The organism is Duganella rhizosphaerae (assembly GCF_040364205.1).
GTDB lineage: Bacteria > Pseudomonadota > Gammaproteobacteria > Burkholderiales > Burkholderiaceae_D > Rugamonas > Rugamonas rhizosphaerae.
In genome coordinates this window covers 120,599-142,026 of sequence record NZ_BPWK01000007.1, presented here as the reverse complement: position 1 = coordinate 142,026, position 21,428 = coordinate 120,599, and the positions used below count along the sequence as shown (strand labels likewise).

24 protein-coding genes are annotated in these 21,428 nt (G+C 65.6%); 7 read left to right on the top strand and 17 right to left on the bottom strand.

Annotated features, from left to right (window positions below; all coding sequences use genetic code 11):
* Positions 1-7 precede the first annotated feature (7 nt).
* The 7 genes from RUGAMON1_RS16755 to RUGAMON1_RS16725 form a co-directional block, all read right to left on the bottom strand.
* Positions 8-610, bottom strand: coding sequence for a 2-hydroxychromene-2-carboxylate isomerase (locus tag RUGAMON1_RS16755; RefSeq protein WP_445231568.1), 603 nt, complete (start codon positions 608-610; stop codon positions 8-10).
* A 10-nt stretch (positions 611-620) separates the two neighbouring features.
* A complete protein-coding gene (locus RUGAMON1_RS16750; protein WP_445231567.1) occupies positions 621-1,037 on the bottom strand; it encodes a CopD family protein in 417 nt (138 codons plus the stop codon).
* Between the two features lie 8 nt (positions 1,038-1,045).
* Complete coding sequence (locus RUGAMON1_RS16745) at positions 1,046-2,311, bottom strand: glutamate-5-semialdehyde dehydrogenase (RefSeq protein WP_445231566.1); 1,266 nt, start codon at positions 2,309-2,311, stop codon at positions 1,046-1,048.
* An 11-nt stretch (positions 2,312-2,322) separates the two neighbouring features.
* The gene (holA, locus tag RUGAMON1_RS16740; protein WP_445231565.1) at positions 2,323-3,339 is read right to left on the bottom strand and encodes a DNA polymerase III subunit delta; all 1,017 of its coding nucleotides are present in this window, start codon (positions 3,337-3,339) and stop codon (positions 2,323-2,325) included.
* A gap of 9 nt (positions 3,340-3,348) precedes the next feature.
* Positions 3,349-3,930 carry an LPS-assembly lipoprotein LptE gene (locus tag RUGAMON1_RS16735; RefSeq protein WP_445231564.1) on the bottom strand — a complete coding sequence of 194 codons (582 nt, stop codon included), beginning with the start codon at positions 3,928-3,930 and terminating at the stop codon, positions 3,349-3,351.
* Positions 3,931-3,941: 11 nt separating this feature from the next.
* The gene (gene leuS / locus RUGAMON1_RS16730) at positions 3,942-6,572 is read right to left on the bottom strand and encodes a leucine--tRNA ligase (protein WP_445231563.1); all 2,631 of its coding nucleotides are present in this window, start codon (positions 6,570-6,572) and stop codon (positions 3,942-3,944) included.
* Between the two features lie 106 nt (positions 6,573-6,678).
* On the bottom strand, positions 6,679-7,167 hold the full coding sequence (locus tag RUGAMON1_RS16725; RefSeq protein WP_445231562.1) for a hypothetical protein: 489 nt from the start codon (positions 7,165-7,167) through the stop codon (positions 6,679-6,681).
* A 72-nt stretch (positions 7,168-7,239) separates the two neighbouring features.
* Between RUGAMON1_RS16725 and RUGAMON1_RS16720 the strand changes: the two genes are divergently transcribed.
* The 3 genes from RUGAMON1_RS16720 (at position 7,240) to map (ending at position 9,326) form a co-directional block, all read left to right on the top strand.
* Positions 7,240-7,992 (top strand): DUF6597 domain-containing transcriptional factor, encoded by a 753-nt coding sequence (locus tag RUGAMON1_RS16720; RefSeq protein WP_445231561.1) that lies wholly within the window; start codon positions 7,240-7,242, stop codon positions 7,990-7,992.
* A gap of 72 nt (positions 7,993-8,064) precedes the next feature.
* Positions 8,065-8,430 (top strand): VOC family protein, encoded by a 366-nt coding sequence (locus tag RUGAMON1_RS16715; protein ID WP_116991998.1) that lies wholly within the window; start codon positions 8,065-8,067, stop codon positions 8,428-8,430.
* 59 nt (positions 8,431-8,489) lie between these two features.
* Positions 8,490-9,326 carry a type I methionyl aminopeptidase gene (gene map / locus RUGAMON1_RS16710; RefSeq protein ID WP_445231560.1) on the top strand — a complete coding sequence of 279 codons (837 nt, stop codon included), beginning with the start codon at positions 8,490-8,492 and terminating at the stop codon, positions 9,324-9,326.
* Here the strand turns inward: map and RUGAMON1_RS16705 are convergent.
* The 5 genes from RUGAMON1_RS16705 to RUGAMON1_RS16685 form a co-directional block, all read right to left on the bottom strand.
* Positions 9,313-9,639 carry a barstar family protein gene (locus tag RUGAMON1_RS16705; protein ID WP_445231559.1) on the bottom strand — a complete coding sequence of 109 codons (327 nt, stop codon included), beginning with the start codon at positions 9,637-9,639 and terminating at the stop codon, positions 9,313-9,315. The two genes, map and RUGAMON1_RS16705, sit on opposite strands and share 14 nt — an antisense overlap.
* Positions 9,639-10,064 carry an ExbD/TolR family protein gene (locus RUGAMON1_RS16700; RefSeq protein WP_445231558.1) on the bottom strand — a complete coding sequence of 142 codons (426 nt, stop codon included), beginning with the start codon at positions 10,062-10,064 and terminating at the stop codon, positions 9,639-9,641. Before RUGAMON1_RS16700 ends, RUGAMON1_RS16705 begins: the two co-directional genes overlap by 1 nt.
* A 109-nt stretch (positions 10,065-10,173) precedes the next feature.
* Positions 10,174-10,848, bottom strand: a complete 675-nt coding sequence (locus tag RUGAMON1_RS16695) for a MotA/TolQ/ExbB proton channel family protein (RefSeq protein WP_445231557.1) — start codon at positions 10,846-10,848, stop codon at positions 10,174-10,176.
* Positions 10,848-11,654 carry a 4-hydroxy-tetrahydrodipicolinate reductase gene (dapB, locus tag RUGAMON1_RS16690; RefSeq protein WP_445231556.1) on the bottom strand — a complete coding sequence of 269 codons (807 nt, stop codon included), beginning with the start codon at positions 11,652-11,654 and terminating at the stop codon, positions 10,848-10,850. The genes RUGAMON1_RS16695 and dapB overlap by 1 nt, the downstream gene beginning before the upstream one ends.
* 16 nt (positions 11,655-11,670) lie before the next feature.
* Positions 11,671-12,321, bottom strand: a complete 651-nt coding sequence (locus RUGAMON1_RS16685) for an outer membrane protein assembly factor BamE (protein WP_445231555.1) — start codon at positions 12,319-12,321, stop codon at positions 11,671-11,673.
* 267 nt (positions 12,322-12,588) lie between these two features.
* Here RUGAMON1_RS16685 and fur point away from each other — a divergent pair, with 267 nt between their 5' ends.
* Positions 12,589-13,017 (top strand): ferric iron uptake transcriptional regulator, encoded by a 429-nt coding sequence (fur, locus tag RUGAMON1_RS16680; RefSeq protein ID WP_116991991.1) that lies wholly within the window; start codon positions 12,589-12,591, stop codon positions 13,015-13,017.
* Positions 13,018-13,086: 69 nt separating this feature from the next.
* On the opposite strand, the gene hrcA is transcribed toward fur, so the two are convergent.
* The gene (gene hrcA, locus RUGAMON1_RS16675) at positions 13,087-14,103 is read right to left on the bottom strand and encodes a heat-inducible transcriptional repressor HrcA (RefSeq protein WP_445231554.1); all 1,017 of its coding nucleotides are present in this window, start codon (positions 14,101-14,103) and stop codon (positions 13,087-13,089) included.
* A 68-nt stretch (positions 14,104-14,171) separates the two neighbouring features.
* On the bottom strand, positions 14,172-14,879 hold the full coding sequence (locus RUGAMON1_RS16670) for an HAD family hydrolase (protein WP_445231553.1): 708 nt from the start codon (positions 14,877-14,879) through the stop codon (positions 14,172-14,174).
* Between the two features lie 107 nt (positions 14,880-14,986).
* Here RUGAMON1_RS16670 and RUGAMON1_RS16665 point away from each other — a divergent pair, with 107 nt between their 5' ends.
* The 3 genes from RUGAMON1_RS16665 (at position 14,987) to RUGAMON1_RS16655 (ending at position 17,866) form a co-directional block, all read left to right on the top strand.
* Positions 14,987-16,399: a metallophosphoesterase gene (locus RUGAMON1_RS16665; protein WP_445231552.1), complete on the top strand. Its 1,413-nt coding sequence runs from the start codon at positions 14,987-14,989 to the stop codon at positions 16,397-16,399.
* A gap of 143 nt (positions 16,400-16,542) precedes the next feature.
* On the top strand, positions 16,543-17,148 hold the full coding sequence (locus tag RUGAMON1_RS16660; RefSeq protein ID WP_445231551.1) for a hypothetical protein: 606 nt from the start codon (positions 16,543-16,545) through the stop codon (positions 17,146-17,148).
* A gap of 58 nt (positions 17,149-17,206) precedes the next feature.
* The gene (locus RUGAMON1_RS16655) at positions 17,207-17,866 is read left to right on the top strand and encodes a hypothetical protein (protein WP_445231550.1); all 660 of its coding nucleotides are present in this window, start codon (positions 17,207-17,209) and stop codon (positions 17,864-17,866) included.
* Positions 17,867-18,057: 191 nt separating this feature from the next.
* Here the strand turns inward: RUGAMON1_RS16655 and rsmA are convergent, their stop codons facing one another.
* From rsmA to RUGAMON1_RS16640, 3 genes are read right to left on the bottom strand one after another with little or no spacing between them, the layout of a single operon-like run.
* Positions 18,058-18,828 (bottom strand): 16S rRNA (adenine(1518)-N(6)/adenine(1519)-N(6))-dimethyltransferase RsmA, encoded by a 771-nt coding sequence (gene rsmA, locus RUGAMON1_RS16650; RefSeq protein WP_445231549.1) that lies wholly within the window; start codon positions 18,826-18,828, stop codon positions 18,058-18,060.
* Between the two features lie 8 nt (positions 18,829-18,836).
* Positions 18,837-19,916: a 4-hydroxythreonine-4-phosphate dehydrogenase PdxA gene (pdxA, locus tag RUGAMON1_RS16645; RefSeq protein WP_445231548.1), complete on the bottom strand. Its 1,080-nt coding sequence runs from the start codon at positions 19,914-19,916 to the stop codon at positions 18,837-18,839.
* Between the two features lie 19 nt (positions 19,917-19,935).
* Positions 19,936-21,390 carry a peptidylprolyl isomerase gene (locus RUGAMON1_RS16640; RefSeq protein WP_445231547.1) on the bottom strand — a complete coding sequence of 485 codons (1,455 nt, stop codon included), beginning with the start codon at positions 21,388-21,390 and terminating at the stop codon, positions 19,936-19,938.
* Positions 21,391-21,428 lie beyond the last annotated feature (38 nt).

The window sequence follows — 21,428 nt, the reverse complement described above, 5'->3', positions numbered from 1 at the left end:
ACACTACTTACTTCTGCATTGCTCTTTCCAGGAAGTCCAGGCGGTCCTGGCCCCAGAAACTTTCACCATCCAGCACATACCACGGCGAGCCGAATACGCTGGCCGTCGTCGCGTCTTCCGTATTGCGGTCGTACTCGGCCTGCACGCTGGCCGTCTCCGCCGACTTGATCAACGCCTTGCCATCGAGGCCGCAGCTGCCGGCGATCTGCACCAGCGTCTCTTCGTCGCCGATATTCTTGTCTTCCGCCCACAGGCCGCGCATCACCGCGAACGACAACGCCAGCGCCACATCCACGCCGTGCGTCAGGCGCGCGGCGATCACCATCCGATTGGCCAGCTCCGGCGACACCGGGAAGAACTTCGGCTGCACGTTCAGCGGAATGCCGAGGAACTCCGACCAGCGCGTCAGCTCGACCAGGCGGTAGGCCTGGCGCTGCGGCGCGCGCTTGGCCAGCGGCAGGCCGCCGGACACGCCAAACACCTTGCCCAGGTCGACCGGACGCACTTCAACCTGCACGCCATGCTGGCGCGCCATGGCGACGAAGCGCTCATGGCCCAGATACGTCCATGGCGAATGGGCGGCGAAAAAATACTGGCAGACTTTACTCATGACACTCCGATCAGAAGGGTTTGACGACAACCAGCAGCACTATCGCCAGCATCATAAACACCGGCATTTCATTGAAGACGCGATACCACTTGTGGCTGCGGGTGTTCACGCCCTTCTCGAACTTTTTCAGGATGCCGCCGCACGCGTGGTGATAACCGATCACCAGCGCCACGAACAACAGCTTGGCGTGCAGCCAGTGCGGCATCTGCGCGCCGTACTGCATCCACACCAGGATAACGCCGAACACCACCGCGAACACCGACAGCCACATCGAAAACCGATACAGCTTGCGTGCCATCGTCAGCAGGCGCTGGGTCGATACCTCGTTGCTCTCCATCGCCAGGTTGACGAAGATGCGCGGCAGGTAGAACACGCCGGACATCCAGGCAATCACGAAGAAAATGTGCAGCGCTTTAATCCAGAGCATATGTCTCCTTATTGACGGGTTTCGCCGTGACCGAACACGACGTACTTCAGCGAAGTCAAACCTTCCAAACCTACCGGGCCGCGCGCGTGCAGCTTGTCGTTGGAGATGCCGATCTCCGCGCCCAGGCCGTATTCGAAACCGTCGGCAAAGCGCGTCGAAGCGTTGATCATCACCGACGCCGAATCGACCTCGCGCAGGAAGCGCATCGCGTCCGTGTGGTCCTCGGTGACGATGGCTTCCGTGTGCTTGGACGAGTAATGGTTGATGTGCTCCATCGCCTCGTCGATGCCGGCGACGATCTTCACCGACAGGATCGCGGCCAGGTATTCGGTCGACCAGTCTTCCTCCGTGGCGGCCACCAGCTGCGGGTAGCCGGCCAGGATCGCCATCGCTTCCGGATCGGCGCGCAGCTCGACCTGTTTGGTCGCGTACAGCCTGGCCAGTTCCGGCAGCACCGCCGGCGCGATCGCGCGCGCCACCAGCAGCGTCTCCATGGTGTTGCAGGTGCCGTAGCGGTGGCACTTGGCGTTGAACGCAATGTCCAGCGCCTTCTTCATGTCGGCCTTGGCGTCGATGTAGACGTGGCAGATGCCGTCCAGGTGCTTAATCATCGGCACCGTCGCCTCTTCGATCAGGCGCGCGATCAGGCCCTTGCCGCCGCGCGGCACGATCACGTCGACGTACTGCGGCATGGTGATCAGCGCGCCGACGGCGGCGCGGTCGGTGGTGTCGACCACTTGCACGCCGTCTTCCGGCAGGCCGGCACCCAGCAAGCCTTCCTTGACCAGCTTGGCCAGGGCGCGGTTGCAGTGGATCGCTTCCGAGCCGCCGCGCAGGATGGTGGCGTTGCCGCTCTTGATGCACAGGCCCGCCGCGTCCACCGTCACGTTGGGACGGGATTCGTAGATGATGCCGATCACGCCCAGCGGCACGCGCATCTGGCCGACCTGGATGCCGGTCGGACGGAATTTCAGGCCCGAGATTTCGCCGATCGGGTCGGGCAGCGCGACGATCTGGCGCAGGCCTTCCACCATCGTCGCGATGGCCTTGTCGGACAGCGCCAGGCGGTCCAGCATGGCCGGCGCCAGGCCGTTGGCGGCCGCCGCGTCCATGTCGAGCTGATTGGCGGCGCGCAGCTGGTCGGCGTCGCGTTCGATCGCGTCGGCGATCAGCGTCAGCGCGCGGTTGCGGGTCGCGCTGTCGGCACGGGCCATGGCGCGCGATGCCTTGCGCGCCTGCTGGCCCAGTTGTTCCATGTAGTGCTTGATATCCATAGCTAGCTTTCCTAACCGCGTGCGACCCTGAGTGCCAGCTGCAGCATCGAGTCCCACGCGTCGCCGGCATGCGCTTTGGCGCGCAAGCCCTTGATCATCTTGTCGACCTGCGCCGCGTCCCTCATCGCCGCTTCCAGTACAGGCAGCGAGATGCGGCGCAGCGCCGGCTCCATCATCCGTTCCTTCGGTCCCCAGATACGATACTCCTTGAGCAGCGCACCCAGCGGACGGCCCTGCGCCATGCCCGACTTCAGCTTGAGCAGCGTGCGAATTTCCTCCGACACGGCCCACAGCACCAGCGGCAGCGCTTCGCCCTCGCCCTTCAAGCCTTCCAGCATGCGCACCAGACGCGCCGGATCACCCGACAGCATCGCTTCACTGAGCTTGAACACGTCGTAACGCGCCACGTTCAGCACCGCATCGTGCACCTGCTCGTAGGTCAGCTTGCCCGGCTCGTGCAGCAAGGCCAACTTCTGTATCTCCTGATGGGCCGCAAGCAGATTGCCTTCCACGCGATCGGCGATGAAATCGATGCTCTGTCTATCCGCGCTTTGCCCTTGTGCGGCAAGGCGCTGGCCTATCCAATTGGGTAACTGCGCCCGCTCAATCTGGGCGATGTCGATATACACCGCCGCCTGCTGCAGACTGGCGACCCAGGCCGCCTTCTGCGTCTGCCAATCCAGCTTGGGCAGCGTGATCAGGGTCAGGTTGTCCGGACTCAGATCTTTCACATAATTCTGCAGCGCCGCGCCGCCGTCCTTGCCCGGTTTGCCGGTCGGGATGCGCAGCTCGATCAGCTTCTTGTCACCGAACAGCGACAGCGCCTGGTTGGACGCCAACAGCTCGCCCCACTTGAAGCTGCGCTCCACGGTCAGCACGTCGCGCTCGGAATAGCCTTGCGCGCGCGCCGCCTTGCGGATCTTGTCGGCGGCTTCCAGGGCCAGCAGATGCTCGTCGCTGGTGATCACGTACAGCTGGGACAGCGACTTCGTCAAATGGCCGTCCAGCGCTTCCAACCTTAATTGCATCGCGCGTCCTTACTGGCCGAGGGCCGGCGGCGGCGGCGGCGGCGGCGGCAGCGATATCTGCTGCGGCTTGATGGCCGCGATACGGCGCATCATCTGCTGCACCAGGTCGGTCTGCATATCCTTGTACAGCAGCGCTTCTTCCTGTTCCTTCGCCAGCAACTGGGTTTCGTTGAAGTCGATGGGACGGGTCAGCAGGATCTGCGTGCGTGGCAGCAGTTCTTTGCCCTGCTTGTCCAGTACGCGGAACACGATGTTGTACGACAGCAGATACTGGCTCACGCGGCCATTGCGATTCAGCGTCAGGATGGTCTTGGTGCGGGTCTTCTCGGGGTCGGACAGCACCTCGATCACGCCGTCCGCATCCTTGGCCGCGCTGACGACGGTGGTGCCGCCGTTGGCGCGGATGTTGCGCTTCAAATCGATCGCCAGCGGCGACGCTTCCGGCAGTCCGATGTACATCGACGGGAACGGCAGCGTGTAGTGGCCGCCGTCGCCGCGCAGATGGAAGCCGCAGGCCGACACGGTCAGCGCCACGGCCAGCACGGCGGCGCACAAACGGCCGCGCCGGAACAACTCGGAAGTAGTAAGCATGTGCTATCCAGTTAAACCACGATGTTGATCAATTTGCCCGGCACCACGATGATCTTCTTCGGCGTGCCTTCGATGAACTTCTGCACCGCCTCGTTGGCCAGTGCCGCCGCTTCGATGCTTGCCTTGTCGGCGGTCTTGGCCACCACCACGCTGCCGCGCAGCTTGCCGTTCACCTGGATCATCATTTCGATCTCGGACTGCTCCAGCGCCGCCGGGTCCACTTGCGGCCACTGCACGTTGAGGATGTCGCCGTGCGCCTTGGCGTAGCCCAGTTCTTCCCACAGCACGTGGGTGATGTGCGGAGCGACAGGGTTCAGCAGGCGCAGGAAGATCGCGTAGCCTTCGGCGACCGACGCGGCATCCGCGTCCTTGGCCGATTCCAGCGTGTTGAGCATCTTCATGCAGGCCGACACCACGGTGTTGTACTGGATGCGCTTGATGTCGTAGTCGGCCTGCTGCAGCACCTTGTGCAGCTCGCGGCGCAGCGCCTTGCCGGCGTCGGTGCTGGCGGTCGCGGTCAGCGGCGCGCCGGCGGCGGCGATGGCCTCGCGCTGCGCGTAGCCGAAGGCCCACACGCGGCGCAGGAAGCGGTTGGCGCCTTCGACGCCGCTGCCCGACCATTCCAGCGTCTGCTCAGGCGGCGAGGCGAACATGGTGAACAGGCGCGCGGTGTCGGCGCCGTACTGGTCGATCTGCGCGGCCGGGTCGATGCCGTTGTTCTTCGACTTCGACATCTTCTCGGTGCCGCCGATGTTGACCGGATTGCCGTCGGCCTTGGAGGTCGCGCCTTGCGGGCGGCCCTTGTCGTCCAAGGTCAGGTCGACGTCGGCCGGGTTGAACCAGGTCTTCTTGCCGGCTGCGTCTTCGCGGTAGTAGGTCTCGTTGAGCACCATGCCTTGCGTGAGCAGGTTGACGAACGGCTCGTCGAACTTGACCAGGCCGAAGTCGCGCATGATCTTGGTCCAGAAGCGCGCGTACAGCAGGTGCATGACGGCGTGTTCGATGCCGCCGATGTACTGGTCCATCGGCATCCAGTAGTCATTGCGCTCGTCGACCATGGCCTTGTCCGAACCCGGCGAGGTATAGCGCATGTAGTACCACGACGAATCGACGAAGGTGTCCATCGTATCGGTTTCGCGGCGCGCAGGCTTGCCGCACTGCGGGCAGTCGCACTTGAGGAAGGCTTCGTATTTGTTCAGCGGGTTGCCGGTACCATCGGGTACGCAGTCTTCCGGCAGCACCACCGGCAGGTCTTTTTCCGGCACCGGCACCACGCCGCAATCACCGCAGTGGATCATCGGGATCGGCGTGCCCCAGTAGCGCTGGCGCGAGATGCCCCAGTCGCGCAGGCGGAAGGTGATCTTCTTCTCGCCCAGGGCCTTGGCTGCCATGTCGGCGGCCACGGCTTCGACGGCTTCCGCGTAGCGCAGGCCGTCGTACTTGCCGGAGTTGGTGACGATGGAGATGTCCTTGTCGCCGTACCATTCCTGCCAGGCGTCGGTGGAGAACTCCTTGCCTTCGGCCTTGATGACCTGCTTGATCGGCAGATTGTATTTTTTGGCGAAGGCGAAATCGCGTTCGTCGTGCGCAGGCACGCCCATGACGGCGCCGTCGCCGTAGGTGATCAGCACGTAGTTGCCGACCCAGACTTCGACCTGCTCGCCGGTCAGCGGATGGGTGACGAACAAGCCGGTCGGCATGCCCTTCTTCTCCATCGTCGCCATGTCGGCTTCGATCACGGAGCCCAGCTTGCACTCGGCGTTGAACGCGGCCAGTTCAGGATTGGTCTGCGCGGCGTGGATCGCCAGCGGATGCTCGGCGGCCACGGCGCAGAAGGTCACGCCCATCACGGTGTCCGGACGGGTGGTGAAGACGTACATCTTGCCATCCTGGATCAACTCGCCGTCGGCGCCCTTGATCTGGTGCGGGAAGGCGAAGCGCACGCCGGTCGATTTGCCGATCCAGTTGGTCTGCATGGTACGCACGCGCTCAGGCCAGCCTGGCAGCTTGTCGTCGACGTAGGCCAGCAGCTCATCGGCATAGTCGGTGATGCGGGCGTAGTACATCGGGATTTCGCGCTTTTCGATCAGCGCGCCGGAACGCCAGCCGCGGCCGTCGACCACCTGCTCGTTGGCCAGCACGGTCTGGTCGATCGGATCCCAGTTCACGGTGCCGGTCTTCTTGTAGATGATGCCTTTTTCCAGCATCTTCAGGAACATCCACTGGTTCCACTTGTAGTATTCCGGCTTGCAGGCGGTCATTTCGCGCGACCAGTCGATCGCCAGGCCCATCGACTCCATCTGCTCGCGCATGTGGGCGATGTTGGAATAGGTCCACTGCGCCGGCGGCACGTTGTTGGCCATCGCCGCGTTTTCCGCAGGCATGCCGAACGCATCCCAGCCCATCGGCATCAGCACGTTGTAGCCGTTCATGCGCAGATAGCGATACATCACATCATTGATCGTATAGTTGCGGACGTGGCCCATGTGCAGCTTGCCCGATGGGTAAGGCAGCATCGAACAGGCGTAGTACTTCCCTTTCGGGAAACGCGGGTCGTGTTCGACGGCTTTATAGGCGTCGATGGCTTTCCAGTAGGATTGAGCGGCTTTTTCTACGTCAGCGGGACTATATTTATCTTGCATGATGGTGTGCGGCCAATAAGTGTATATGAACCGGACATTATACCGTTTCATGCCCTTGCTGAGCGCGCCGGCCCCGGCAAGGGCCCGATCTTGCTTTAATCCGGCGTCAATCCGGCTTGTAGCGGTCGCTGGAGTTGGACCATTCCGGGCGTTTTTCGACCGGAACGTCGGCCTGGACAAAGCTTTCCAGCTGTTTCAGCGACTTGGCGTCATACAGGACTTCGCGGCCGGCGAAGTGGCTGCCGCCGCAGTCGACAGCGATCCGGCTGCCTTTTTTCCAGTACCAGAAGTCGCGGATCAGGGGGCCGCAGTGGATGGCGCGGGTCTTGCCGTCGCGGTAGACGCGCAGTTCGCTGGAGCCGGACAGGCTTTCGCCCTGGGCCGGCGGCTCACCCATGTACAGCCAGGCGGCGCTGTTTCCGTCGGGCGACAGCTGCGGCTTGGCGGCCTTGCCGCCGTTGTCGATGCTGAGCGCCTTGCCGGCCGCCGTCACCAGGTGGATGTTGCCGGCTTCGTCCAGCGTGACTTCCTTCAGCGCCGCAGCCTGCGCTTGCAGGCTCAGGGCCAGTGCCGAGATGGCGATCAATTTGTTCATGACGACTCCGATTGCAGTATCGGGCCAGCATAGCGGAATCGGCGGGAACGGGGCGCGTGGCATACTGTGCGGATGTATTACCGCGAATATCCTCCCCATCCGGCGCTGGCGGCGCATGTCGAGTGCATGTGGGCCGCCCGTGCGCCCGGCGGTGCCCATACGCACCGGGTGCTGCCGGATAATTGCGTCGATATCCTCTGGCAGGACGGCGGCCAGCCCGGTTTCGCGGTCGGCATGATGAGCAGCGCCATCCTGGTGGCCAGCGGCGGGCCGCTGCGGACGGTGGCGGTGCGCTTCAAGCCCGGCGCTGCGGGCGCCTTCCTGGCCGCGCCGCTGCACGCGCTGACCGACCAGCGCGCCGATATCGACCAGCTGTGGGGCCGCAGCGATGCCGACCGGCTGGCCGACGCGCTGTGGACCTGCGAGCTGTCCGACCGCGAGCGGATCGCCTTGATCGAACATCAGCTGTTGCTGCGGCTGCGCGGCGCCAACGCGGCCGGCGATCCGGGCGATTTGCTGATCCGCCGCGCCCTGGCCGCGCTGGACGCCAGCGGCGGCGCCCTGCGCATCGAGGACCTGGCGGCGCAGCTGGGCGTGTCGCGCCAGCACATGGCGGCGCTGTTCCGCGCGCGGGTCGGGCTGTCGCCCAAGCTGTATGCGCGCATCTGCCGCTTTCGCCGCGCCACGGCAGCACTCAAGGCGGGGCCGTCGCCGGACTGGGCGCAACTGGCGCTGGACTGCGGCTATTTCGACCAGTCGCATCTGATCCACGATTTCCAGGAGTTCGCCGGCAGCGCGCCGGAGCGCTTCCTGCTGGCTGCCTAGCTTCCATTTTTACAATCGCCGGCGGCGGCATTGTGCCAAGATGATGTTTTCAACATCTCAGTGGAGACAAGCATGATCAAGGGATTACGCACCGTGGCCTACCCGGTCACCGACCTGGCGGCCGCCAAGGCCTGGTACAGCAAGGTATTCGATACGGCGCCCTACTTCGACCAGCCGTTCTACGTCGGCTTCAACATCGGTGGCTTCGAGCTGGGCCTGATCCCGGACGGCAAGCCGGGCCAGACCGGCAGCATGGTCTACTGGGGCGTCGACGATATCGCCGCCGAAGTCGAGCGCATCGTCGCGCTGGGCGCCACCGTGCAGGGCGCGATCCAGGACGTCGGCGAGAACATCAAGACGGTCGAACTGGCCGACCCGTTCGGCAACCTGCTTTGCCTGATCGACAACCCGCACTTCGACTTGAAAGCGGTGCGCTAGCGGCGGCTGCCCGTATTTGTGGCAGAATACGCGGCTTAAAAAATGAAAGAGGTAGTCCCATGTCCCGTCGCAACGCCAACCTGATCAAGTCGCCCGAGCAAATCGTCCTGGCGCGCGTCGCCGCCCAGCTGGCGGCCGACGTGCTGACCATGATCGCGCCGCACGTCAAGGCGGGCGTCAGCACGGCCTACCTCGACCAGCTGTGCAACGACTACATCGTCAACGTGCAGCAGGTGACGCCGGCCAACGTCGGCTACGGCGGCTTCCCGGCCACGGTGTGCAGCTCGGTCAACCACGTGGTGTGCCACGGCATCCCGGCGGCAGACCACATCCTCAAGGATGGCGACATCATCAACATCGACGTCGCCGTCATCAAGGATGGCTGGCATGGCGACACCAGCCGCATGTACTACGTCGGCGAGCCGTCCAAGTCAGCGCGCAAGCTGGTGGAGACCACCTATGCGGCGATGTGGGCCGGCATCCGCGCCGTCAAGCCGCGCGCGACCTTGGGCGACGTCGGCTTCGCGATCCAGACCATCGCCGAGAAGGCCGGCTACAGCGTGGTGCTCGACTACTGCGGCCACGGCATCGGCATGGTCTACCACGAGGAGCCGCAGGTGGCGCACTACGGCCGTCCGGGCCAGGGCGTGGTGCTCAAGCCGGGCATGCTGTTCACGATCGAGCCGATGATCAATGCCGGCAAGGCGGCGACCAGGGAATTGAACGACGGCTGGACCGTCGAGACGCGCGACAAATCGCTGTCGGCGCAATGGGAGCACATGGTGCTGGTGACCGAGACCGGCTACGAGGTGCTGACCCTGGCCCCGGGCGAGACCGGCGCCAAGGCGCTGATCCCGAACGCCGTGCCTGCGGGTGCCGCCGCTAGCGCAGCGTAAGCTTCAGGGCCGGCTTTTCGCCGTAGTCTTCGTATCGCTCGTTGATGCCGGCCACGCAGTACGTCACTTCTTCCAGAATATCCGGCACGGCGGCCTTCATGGCCTCGGCGCCCGTGATGACAATTTCCAGCACTTCGTTCGGCTTCAGGCGGAACTTGCTCATGCCGTCTTCGTCGCGCAGATAGCTCAGGCAATCGACCCAGGCGTCCATCGTGTTGCCGTAGCTGTCGGGGAAGCCCAGCGCGGCCTTGCAGGCGGCGTGGAAGGCGTCAAAGTCGGTGATCGCCGCGCCGTTCAGTTCTGCGGTTGCCATTATTTTTTTTCCTTTTTGGGATCGGTGACGAAGCCCAATTTCGTTAATCCATTCGACTGCGCGGCCGCCATCACCTGGGCCACCACTTCGTAGCGGGTGTCCTTGTCGGCGCGCAGCTGCAGTTCCGGCTGCGGCTCCAGCTTGGCCGCTTCGACCAGGCGCGCCTCCAGCACGCTCTGCTCGACCGGGTCGTTATTCCAGAATATTTTGCCGGCGCCGTCGATCGACAGCGTGACCGTGGCTGCCTGCTGCGGGCTGGCTTGCGCCTGCGCCTTCGGCAGGTCCAGCTTGACGGCGTGGGTGAACATCGGCGCGCTGAGGATGAAGATCACCAGCAGCACCAGCATCACGTCCACCATCGGCGTGACGTTGATGTCGGCCATCGGCCCCGGATTGCGGTGGTGGTTGAATGCGCCAAAGCTCATGCTCGCTCCTCTTAAAGCGGGGGGTCAGATCTGACATTCGGACACGGCCTCTTCCGTAGCAACGCCTACGGCAGAGGCCGTGTCCGAATGTCAGATCTGACCCCCTCCGTTATTTTGCACGCTCACCCGTGGTCAGGTAGGCGTGCAGGTCGTGCGCGAAGGCGTCCAGCTCGGCCAGGGTCAGCCGGTTGACGCGGTTGAATCCGTTATACGCCAATACGGCGGGGATCGCCACCGTCAGGCCGATGGCGGTCATGATCAGCGCCTCGCCCACCGGGCCGGCCACTTTGTCGATCTGCACCGTGCCGCTGGCCGACACATTGGCCAGCGCATGGTAGATGCCCCACACCGTGCCCAGCAGGCCGACGAACGGCGCGGTGGCGCCGATGGAAGCGAGCAGGGTCAGGCCGCCTTCGAGGCGGTTGGTGGAATGCTGGATCGCCACCCGCAGCACGCGGGTCACCTGGGCCGCATGGCCCATCTCGCCGCCCAGCGAGGCGCGGCCGGCGGTCTTGAGCTGCGCGGCGCCTTGCTGCGCCAATGGCAGGAATACCTGCTCGGGATCGGCCAGGGTCAGCGCGGCGACGCCGTCCTGCATCGACGGCGCCTCCCAGAACGCCTGCACGGCCGGCGCGCTGCGGCGGATGCGCCACGCCGCGTAACTCTTGGCCAGGATGAAGAACCAGCTCACCAGCGACATCGCCAGCAACACCAGCGCCACGATGTGGCTGATGGTGTCGCCCTGCTCCCAGTAGCTGGCCAGGGTGAAGTGGTTGGGGGTCATCAGTTCAGCGCCAGCACGTCGTTCATGTCGTACAGGCCGGTGGCCTTGTCGGCCAGGAAGCGGCAGGCGCGCAGCGAGCCGTGCGCGTAGGTCACGCGGCTGCTGGATTTGTGGCTGATCTCGATGCGCTCGCCGGTGCCGGCGAACAGCACCGTGTGGTCGCCGACGATGTCGCCGCCGCGGATGGTGGCGAAGCCGATCGACGACGGATCGCGTTCGCCGGTCACGCCTTCGCGCGCGTAGACGGCGCAATCCTTCAAATCGCGGCCCAGCGCGTCGGCCAGCACTTCGCCCATCTTCAGCGCGGTGCCGGACGGGGCGTCGACCTTGTGGCGGTGGTGGGCTTCGATCACTTCGATGTCGTAGCCGGTCGACAGCGCCTTGGCCGCCTGTTGCAGCAGCTTGAGCGTGACGTTGACGCCGACGCTGAAGTTGGGCGAGAACACGATGGCGGTCTTCTTGGCCGCCTCGGCGATGGCCGCCTTGCCCGCTTCGTCAAAGCCGGTGGTGCCGATGATCATCTTGATGCCGTGCTCGGCGCAATAGGCCAGGTGCTCCAGCGTGCCTTCGGGACGGGTGAAGTCGATCAGGAACTGGGCGCCGGCCAGGCCCTTGGCCAGGTCCGATTCCACCGGCACGCCGGCCGGCTTGCCGAGGAAGGCGGCGGCGTCGCTGCCGACGTTGGCCGAGCCTGCACGGTCGAGCGCGCCGGACAGGGTGGCGTCGGGCGCGTCGAGCACCGCTTCGATCAGGATGCGGCCCATGCGGCCGCCGGCGCCGGCGATGGCAATGTTCAGGTCTGTCATGCTTCGGTCCTCGTGCTTATTTCTTGTCGTTGTTCACCGTGACGCCGACCGGCGAGGCGGCGGAGTTGTCGCTGCCGGCCGGTATCGGCGAGGTGTTGCCCACCGGACGCGCGTCCGGCACGCTCAGGTCCTTCTTGACCTTGGGCGCCGGGCCGGCGATGCGGGCGATGTATTCTTTTTCGGTCGGCAGGTTGCCGCCTTCCCAGCGAGCCACCTTGCCGTCCTTGTCGAAGAACACGATCACGCGGCTGGTGGTGATTTCGCCGTTGCCCTTGGCCATGCGGAAGGCGTAGTCCCAGCGGTCGGCGTGGAACGGGTCGGTCAGCAGCGCGGTGCCGAAGATGAAGCGGACCTGCTCGCGCGTCATGCCGGCCTTCAGCTGCGACAACATCTCTTCGGAGACGAAGTTACCCTGCTGGATGTCGGGGCGATACGGCGAGAAGAACCACATGAACTTCTGCAGCTTGGTGATGGTGGTGGTTTGCGCGCCCTTGTTGGCGTCCAGCGTCGTGCCGGTTTCCTTCACGTCGGTCGATTTCTCGCCCAGCGTGGTGTTGGACGCGCAGCCGCCCGCGGCCAGCGCGACGCAAACAGCGCCGGCGAGCAATGGCGCGCGACGGGTGAAACGGTGCAACAAAGACTGCGATAAAGCCTGGGTGACGCGCATGGTTGTCCTCAATCTGATCGAGCGGAAGTGCCGAAAAACGCTATATCATAAAGCACAAGGTGCGAGATGGGGCTGCGCGGGCACTCGGAGAGATGGCATTATCCAGCAAATCCGGAACTATGTCCTTGTTTTATAAAGATTAATTGTAAAACATTGCAAATGTAAATTTCACGCCGGAGGGCGCGTCGCGGCGCCGATGGTGCGGCGGCTGCCGGAGTGCGTTAAACTGTCGGCTCGCTATCGCCAATCACACTAAGAGTCGCCATCATGAGCAACAATCCTACCGACCTGAAGGCCAGCGGCCTGAAAGCTACGCTGCCCCGCCTCAAAATCCTGGACATCTTCCAGAACAGCGAAGTGCGCCACCTGACCGCCGAGGATGTCTACAAGATCCTGCTGTCCGACAATATGGACGTGGGCCTGGCGACCGTGTACCGCGTGCTGACCCAGTTCGAGCAGGCCGGCCTGCTGAACCGCAATCACTTCGAGACCGGCAAGGCGATCTTTGAATTGAACGAAGGTTCGCACCACGATCACCTGGTGTGCCTCGATTGCGGCCGGGTGGAAGAATTCTTCGACGAGGAAATCGAATCGCGCCAGCAGATCGTGGCCAAGGAGCGCGGCTTCAAGATCGCCGAGCATGCGCTGGCGATCTACGGCAACTGCACCAAGACCGCCTGTCCGCACCGCGCTTGATTTTCACCCCGCACGGCGACTGAGCCTGGGGTCTGACCCCGTACGGGGTCAGACCCCGCCTTGCCGGGTTTAGTTATGGCTGAGCGCGTTCGATAACAGCTTGGCCGTGATGTCGACGATCGGTATCACCCGCTCATACGCCATGCGGGTCGGGCCGATCACGCCCAGGGTGCCGACGATCTTGCCGTTGGCCATGTAGGGCGCGGTGACCACGCTCATCTCGTCCATCGGCACCAGGCTCGATTCGCCGCCGATGTAGATCTGCACGCCGCTGGCCTTGCTCGAAACGTCGAGCAGCTGCATCAATCCCGTCTTCTGCTCGAACATGTCGAACATCTGCCGCAGCGACGTCATGTTCGACGACAGGTCGCTCACCGACAACAGGTTGCGCTCGCCGGAGATGACCATGTCGTCCGAGCTGTCGGCCATCGCCTCGCTGCCCGCCTCCACCGCCGCCTGCATCAGCCGGCCCATGTCGTCGCGCAGCTGGCGCACTTCGTTTTGCAGCCGCATGTGCACTTCGTCGAAGGCCAGGCCGCCGTAGTTCTGGTTGATGTAGTTGGCCGACTGGACCAGCTGCGCCGGGCTGTAGTCGACGTCGGTCAGCAGCAGCCGGTTCTGCACGTCGCCGGTCGGGCCGACGATCACCAGCAGGATGCGCTTCTCCCCCAGCCGCAAAAATTCGATCTGCTGGAACACCGATTCGCGCCGCGGACTGAGCACCACGCCGGCGAACTGCGACAGCGACGACAGCATCTGCGCCGCGTTGGCGATCATCTTCTGCGGCTGCGGCGCCTGCAGCCGCATGCGGCCCTCGACCGATTGCTCGTCCAGGTGCTGCACCGTCAGCAGGGTGTCGACAAAGATGCGGTAGCCGCGCGGCGTCGGCACCCGGCCGGCCGAGGTGTGGGGACTGGCGACGTAGCCCAGTTCCTCCAGGTCGGCCATGATGTTGCGGATGGTCGCCGGCGACAGGTCCAGCCCGGAGATCTTGGACAGGGCGCGCGAGCCCACTGGCTGGCCGTCCGCGATGTAGCGTTCGACGAGAGCCTTGAGCAGGGTTTGTGCGCGTGGTTCGAGTTGCATGTTCATTCACTGATGGTATTTCTGCTTATTATGCACGCTCTGCGCCGGACAGGGGCCGTTGCGTGGCGTCAATGCTGCATTTGCCCCCGCACCCATGCCAGAAGTGCATCGAAACTTGCACAGATGGCGTCCGGCGCCACGCCGGCCTCCAGATGCGCCGTACTGCCGGCCCGGTTCATCCACACCGCGCGCAGGCCCGCGCCCTGCGCGCCCTGCACGTCCAGCCGCAGGTCGTCGCCGACGTAGACTGCGTCCTGCGGCGCCACCCCCATCGCCGCGCAGGCGGCCAGGAAGATCGCCGGGTCGGGCTTGGCGCGGCCGAAGCGCGCCGAGGCCAGCACGGTCTCGAAATGGTGGTGCAGGCCGATGACTTCAAGATCGGCGTTGCCGTTGGTGATCACGCCCAGCCGCAGCATCGCCTGCAGCTCGGCCAGCGCCGGCAGCACGTCGGCGTACGGCGTGACGGCGTTGCGCCGCAGGTGGAAGTGCTGCATGGCGCCGTCGATGTGGGCGGCGTCGGCGCCGGCCTCGGCGAAGGCCTGCTCCAGCGCCACGCGGCGCAGCCGGTACAGGTCGACCACCAGCTCCGGCCGCTGCTCCAGCAAGGCCATGCGGCGCGCGCGCAGCTCGGCGATCGAGTAGCGCTGGGTCACTTCCGGCGCGTGCTCGGCCAGCCAGGCGTGCCAGCTGGTTTCCGCCGCCGCGATCACCGGGGCGATCGGCCACAGGGTGTCGTCAAGGTCGAACAGCAGGACGTGCGGGCGGCGTGGGCTCATGGCGGGCAGACAGAAATGTGGAATCTGCGTATTGTCGCACCGATCGCGGGATGGCGACGAGCCGGCGACGGCATGGTAAATTATCGGATTACCAAGCTGGAGCCGCCGTGCCTTTGACAACGTTCGTGACGACTTGCCGCCGCTGGGCGGCGCCCCTGCTGAGCGCCGTGCTGACCGGCTGCGCCGGCGTCGGCCAGGCGCCGGCCTTTTCCTCCTTCGTGGTGCTGGGCGAGCACGGCGCGGCGGTGGCGCGCGTGCTGATCGACGCCCCCGCCTGCCCCGACATCGTCATCGACCAGCGCCCGCAGCCGATGGCCGTGCGCGCGCCGGCCGCCACGCTGGCGCTGCGCAGCACGCCGTCGGCCGCGGCCGACTCCAAGCCGGCCGCCTTCCCGCTGCTGACCTGCGAGGCGCCGCTGCCGTCCAGCGCCAGCCACGCGAGCGTGCTGGGCCGGGCGCTGCCGCTGCCGAGCGCGGCGCCGCAACGCATCGTCGTCATCGGCGACACCGGCTGCCGCCTGCAAAAGAACAGCCGCAGCTACCAGGCCTGCAACGACGGCGCCGCCTATCCGTTCGCCGCCATCGCGGCCGCCGCCGCCGCGTGGCGCCCCGAGCTGGTGATCCACGTGGGCGACTACCACTACCGCGAAAACGCTTGTCCGGACGGCAACACCGGTTGCGCCGGCAGCCCCTGGGGCTACGGCTGGGACGCCTGGAACGCCGATTTCTTCGCGCCCGGCGCGGCGCTGTTGCAGGCGGCGCCGTGGGTCATGGCGCGCGGCAACCACGAAAACTGCCTGCGCGGCGGCCAGGGCTACTGGCGCCTGCTCGACCCGCGCCCGCTGCTGGCCGGGCGCGACTGCAACCTGGCCGCCGACGACGCCAGCGGCAACTACAGCGATCCCTACGCCGTGCCGATCGGCCAGGACACCCAGCTGCTGGTGCTCGACACCGCCAACACCACCTGGAAGGGCCTCAAGCCGGGCGAGCCGGGCTACGACAAGTACCGCGACCTGTACCGCAAGCTGGACGCGCTGGCGCAGCAGGCGCCGCGCAACCTCGGCATCGCCCACCATCCGCTGCTGGGCATGGGCGCCGACCGCAAGGCCGACGGCGCGCTGGTGCTGCTGCCGGGCGACGCCGGCCTGCAGCAAGCGTTCGGCTCGCTCAACGCGCAGCTGCTGCCGGCCGCCGTCCAGGCCATGCTGTCCGGCCATGTGCATCTGTGGGAACAGGTCAGCTTCGCCAGCGACCACCCGAGCCAGTTCATATCCGGCTTTTCCGGCACCGCCGAGGACACCGTGCCGCTGCCGCAGCGCTTGCCGGACGGCGCGACGCCGGCGCCGGGCGCCGTGGTCGAACAGTTCAGTTCCTGGGTCGACGGCTTCGGCTTCATGAGCATGGAGCGGCTCGGCGCCGACCAGTGGCTGGTGCAGGTGCACGACCTGCAAGGGCGGGTGCGCAACAGCTGCCGGCTCGACGGCAGGCGCTCGCGCTGCGCGCTGGCGCAGGTCAAATAGGCCGCGATGCGGCCGCAAGTGTCACAAGCTGTTACATCGCTTAGCGGCCCGGGCTGACCAAATGCACTAAAATACGGGCCATTCCGTGTAAGATGCTGCACCCGAGTGTTGCCGGGCCCTATTCGTTTTGGAGAGAGATTTTTATGAAAAGTTTGTATCTGCGTTCGGGCCTGGCCCTGGTGTGCGCCGCCTTGCTGAACGCCTGCGGCGGCGGCAATGGCAACCTGGCTCTGTCCGGCACCGTCACCGGTCTGACCAAGCCCGACCTGGTCCTGATCAACAACAAGACCGGTGAAAAACTGTCCGTCCCCGCCAACACCAGCAGCTTTGTGTTCACCAAGCTGGCGGCGGTCGATGAAGAGTTCAATGTCACCGTTTTCACCCCGCCCACCGGCGGCAGCTGCAAACCGGTCGGCACCACCAACGTCGGCAAGGCCAACGCCTACACCTCGTACTCGATCCAGTTCACCTGCCAGGCCAACCCGTACACACTGGGCGGCACCGTGACCGGTCTCAGCAGCAAAGGCTTGATCCTGGCCAATGGCTCCGACACCGTCAGCGTGCTGCCGCCGGCCAGCGCCGGCGCGCCGGTCAGCTTCACCTTCGGCACCATGGTCGGCGACGGTTCGCCCTACGGCGTGACCATCCTGTCGCAGCCGAAAGAACCGGCCCAGGTCTGCACGCTGTCCAGCAACGTCGGCAACATGCCGAGCGGGAACTACTCCGGCGTGACCGTCACCTGCAACTAATCCCGGCGCCGGTCCGCATCGCGCTGGCCGGCCGATCCGCCTCTTTTTGGAGTAATTGATGAAATTTTCGACTTTGAGCGCCGTCACGGCGCTGATGCTGGCCGCCGCGCTGTCCGCCTGCGGCGGCAAGGCCCAATTCGCCGTGCAAGGCACCATCACCGGCCTGAACAACCCTGGCCTGGTGCTGGCCAACGGCGCCGACCAGCTGCCGGTGGCGGCCGCCTCCACCAGCTTCGTGATGCCCAAGCAAATCCCGTACGGCACCGACTACAACGTCACCGTGCTGGCCAATCCGGCGCACCAGACCTGCCAGGCGGTGAACGGTTCCGGCTCGGCCGGCCACACGGTGGCGATCGCCGTCAACATCAGCTGCGTCCAGAACAGCTACTCCGTGGGCGGCCCGTTCATCGGCCTGTTCAACATCTCCGAGGCGGTCGCCGCCACCGCCACCACCGCCGCAGTGGCCGCAGTGCCGCGCGTCGTGGTGCTGCTGAACGGCTCGACCGGCGGCCAGGTTTCGGTCTCCAGCCTCGACGCCAAGGATACCGTGCTGGGCAAAGGCGAGTTCGCGTTTGCTTCGACGGTGCCGGACGGTTCGGCCTACGGCGTGACCATCCTGTCGCAGCCGGCCGACATCAACTGCTCGCTGGCCAACAACACCGGCGTGGTCAACGGCGTCATCGTCAGCAACGTCACGCTGAGCTGCAAACCGAAGTAATCAGGAGGGGGAGCGCCGCGCGGCATGCGCGGCGCGGCGGCGGCAGAGTTATACGTTATCGTGATGTTCGATATTCGAAAAATAAACTTGCGTTATATGCCGCGCCGCAGCATACTTCATTTGTCTCCTCCACTTCTTGCAAAGGAATTGGATTTAGCCCGCTTTCACCAGCGGGCTTTTTTTTTATGCGCTTACTTGAGCAGGTTGGCCAGCGCCACGTACTGCGCCAGGCCCACGGTTTCCGGCCGCATGGTCGGGTCGATGCCGGCTTCGACGATCTGCGCTTCGGTGAACATGCCGGCCAGGCAGTTGCGGATCACCTTGCGGCGCTGCGAGAACGCCTTCAACACCACCGCCTCCAGGGTCGGGCCGTCGCACGCCAGCGGATGGGCCACCGGTATCATGCGCACGATCGCCGATTCCACCTTCGGCGGCGGATCGAACGCTTCCGGCGGCACCACGAACAGCAGCTGCATGTCATAACGCCATTGCAGCATCACCGACAGGCGGCCGTAGGTCTTGCTGCCCGGCTCGGCCACCATGCGCTCCACCACTTCCTTTTGCAGCATGAAATGCTGGTCCTGCACCAGCGGCGCGAACGTCGCCAGGTGGAACAGCAGCGGGCTGGAGATGTTGTACGGCAGGTTGCCGACGATGCGCAGCTTCTGCCCGGCCGGCACCGGGATGCTGGCGTAGTCGAACTTGAGCGCGTCGCCGGCGTGGATGGTCAGCTTGGCCGGGTTGTAGGTCTTTTCCAGCCGCGCCACCAGGTCGCGGTCGAGCTCGACGACGTGCATCATCTTCAGCGTGCGCATCAGCTGCTCGGTCATCGCGCCCAGGCCGGGCCCGATCTCGACCATCGCGTCGTCCGGCGCCGGGGCGATCGCCTCGGTGATGCTGGAGAGGACGTATTTATCGTGTAAAAAGTTTTGGCCGAAGCGTTTGCGGGCGACGTGTTTCATGGTTGTTCTTATTTGAGAGGTGAGGTGGAGGCGGCCATGGCCAGCGCGGTGTCGATGGCGGCGGCCATGCTGCCGCAGTCGGCCAGGCCCAGGCCCTGCTCCGCCAGGTCGAGCGCGGTGCCGTGGTCGACCGAGGTGCGGATCAGCGGCAGGCCCAGCGTGATGTTGATGCCCTGGCCGAAGGTCGCGTATTTAAGCACCGGCAAGCCCTGGTCGTGGTACATGGCCAGCACGCAGTCGGCGTCCTGCAGGTATTTGGGCTGGAACAGCGTGTCGGCCGGATACGGGCCACGGGCGTCGATGCCGCGCGCCTGCGCCGCCGCGATGGCCGGCGCGATGACGTCGATCTCTTCGCGCCCCAGGTAGCCGCCCTCGCCGGCGTGCGGGTTCAGGCCGCACACCAGGATGCGCGGGGAGGCGATGCCGAACTTGGTTTTCAAATCATGGTCGATGATGTCGAGCACGCGCGCCAGGCCGTCCCGGGTCAGCGCGGCGGCGACGTCCTTCAGCGGCAGGTGGGTGGTGGCCAGCGCGACGCGCAATGGCGGCGGCAGCGGCTGGCCGGCCGGCGCCGGCGGCTGGCCGGCCAGCATCATCACCACCTGCGCGGTGCCGGTCTGGTCGGCGAAGTATTCGGTGTGGCCGGAGAACGGCACGCCGGCGTCGTTGATGGTGCTCTTTTGCAGCGGCGCGGTGACCACCGCCGCGAACCAGCCGGCCCGCACGCCTTCGATGGCGGCGTCCAGCGTGGCCAGCACGCTGCGGCCGTTTTCCTTGTCCAGCTTGCCGGGCACGACGTGCGCCGCCAGCGGCACGTCGATCACGCTGATGCGGCCGGGGCCGAACTGCGGCAGGCCGCCGTTGCGCACCGCCTGCAGGGACAGCGCCGACAACTGGATCGCCGGATCGATGTAGCTGGCCGTCATCGCCAGGAAGGCGGCGTCGCCCAGCAGCACGCAGTTGACCTCGTGGCGGCGCGCCCAGGCGGCGCGGATGGCGATCTCCGGGCCGATGCCGGCCGGCTCGCCGACGGTGACGGCGATCGCGGGGCGCAGCGCGCTGCGCCCGGTGTGCAAAGTGGCGCTCACGCGTGCTCTCCTTGGTGGCTTACTTGTTGGCGGCGGCGCCGTCGTCGGTGCGGTACTCGACGTAGGCGCGGTCGCGCACTTCGCGCTGCCAGCTCTCCGCCGCTTCCTCGACCTTGCGCTCGCGGATGGCCTGGCGCGCGGTGTTGCGCTCGCGCTCTTTCGAGACGTCGTCGCTCTTGCGCTCCAGCACTTCGATCAGGTGGATGCCGAAACTGGTTTCCACCGGCTGGCTCACTTCGCCGATCTTCAGGTTGTTCATCGCCGTCTCGAACTCGGGCACGATGTCGCCCGGATACAGCCAGCCCAGGTCGCCGCCCTTGGCGGCCGAGCCGTCGTTCGACACCAGCCGCGCCAGGTCCTCGAACTTGGCGGCGTGGTTGTCCAGGCGCTCCTTCAGTTCGGCCAGCTTGCGCTTGGCGTCGGCCGCGCTCATGGTCGGCGTCACCTTGATCAGGATGTGGCGCACGTGCGACTGCTGCACCGCGGCCACGGCTTGCGCCTCGGCCAGGCTGCGGCGGTCGACCGCCTTCAAAATGTGGAACGCGCCCACGCTCTTGATGATCGGCGTGACCTGGCCCGGCTTGAGCTTGGTCAGCGCCTCGGCGAACACCGGCGGCAGGCGCTCGGGCTGGCGCCAGCCGACCACGCCGCCCTGCAGGGCGTCGCTGGCGTCGGAATAGGTGGCGGCCATCTTGGCGAAGTCGGCGCCGGTGCGCAGCTGGCGCATCACTTCCTCGGCGCGCGCGCGGCGCTGGGCGATCACTTCGGCGGTGGCGTTGTCGGGGATGCGCACCATGATCTGCGAGATGTTGATCTCGAACTGTTCGGCGGCGGCGGCCTTCTCGGCGGCCAGGAAGCTGTCGACCTCGGCTTCGGAGATCTGGATCTTGGCGTCGACCTCGTGCTCGCGCAGGCGCTGCATGATGATCTCTTCGCGGATATCCTCGCGGAAGGCGGCGTATGGCGTGCCGTCCTTTTCCATCTGGTTGCGCATGTCCTGCACGGTCAGCTTCTGCGCCTCGGCGATGCGGCCGATGGCGCGGTCGAGCTGCTGGTCGTCGACCCGCACGCCCATCTCCTTGGCCATCTGCAGCTGCGCGCGCTCGACGATCATGCGCTCGAGCAGCTGGCGGCGCAGGTCGGCCGGGTCCGGCATCTGCACGTTCTGCGCCTTCATGCGGGCGGTGACGGTCTTGATGCGGTTGGCCAGCTCGCGCTGGGTGATGACGTCGTCGTTGACCACCACCACGATCGAGTCGATCGCCACATTGCCCGACTCGCCGGGCGGCAGGAAGCCCTTGCCGTCGGCCTTGGCCACCGCCTTGGCGCTGGCGGCGGCCGGCGTGGTGTTGAGCGCGGACGCGGCGGCCGGCGCCGCGGCCGTCACCGAGGCGGCGGCCGGCGCCGGTTTCTTCGAGAACAGGCTGCAACCGCCCAGGGCGGCCGTGCACAACAGGACTGCGAGGATTTTCATTTCGAACTTCATCTTAAGAACGCTCATGAGTCAGGTGT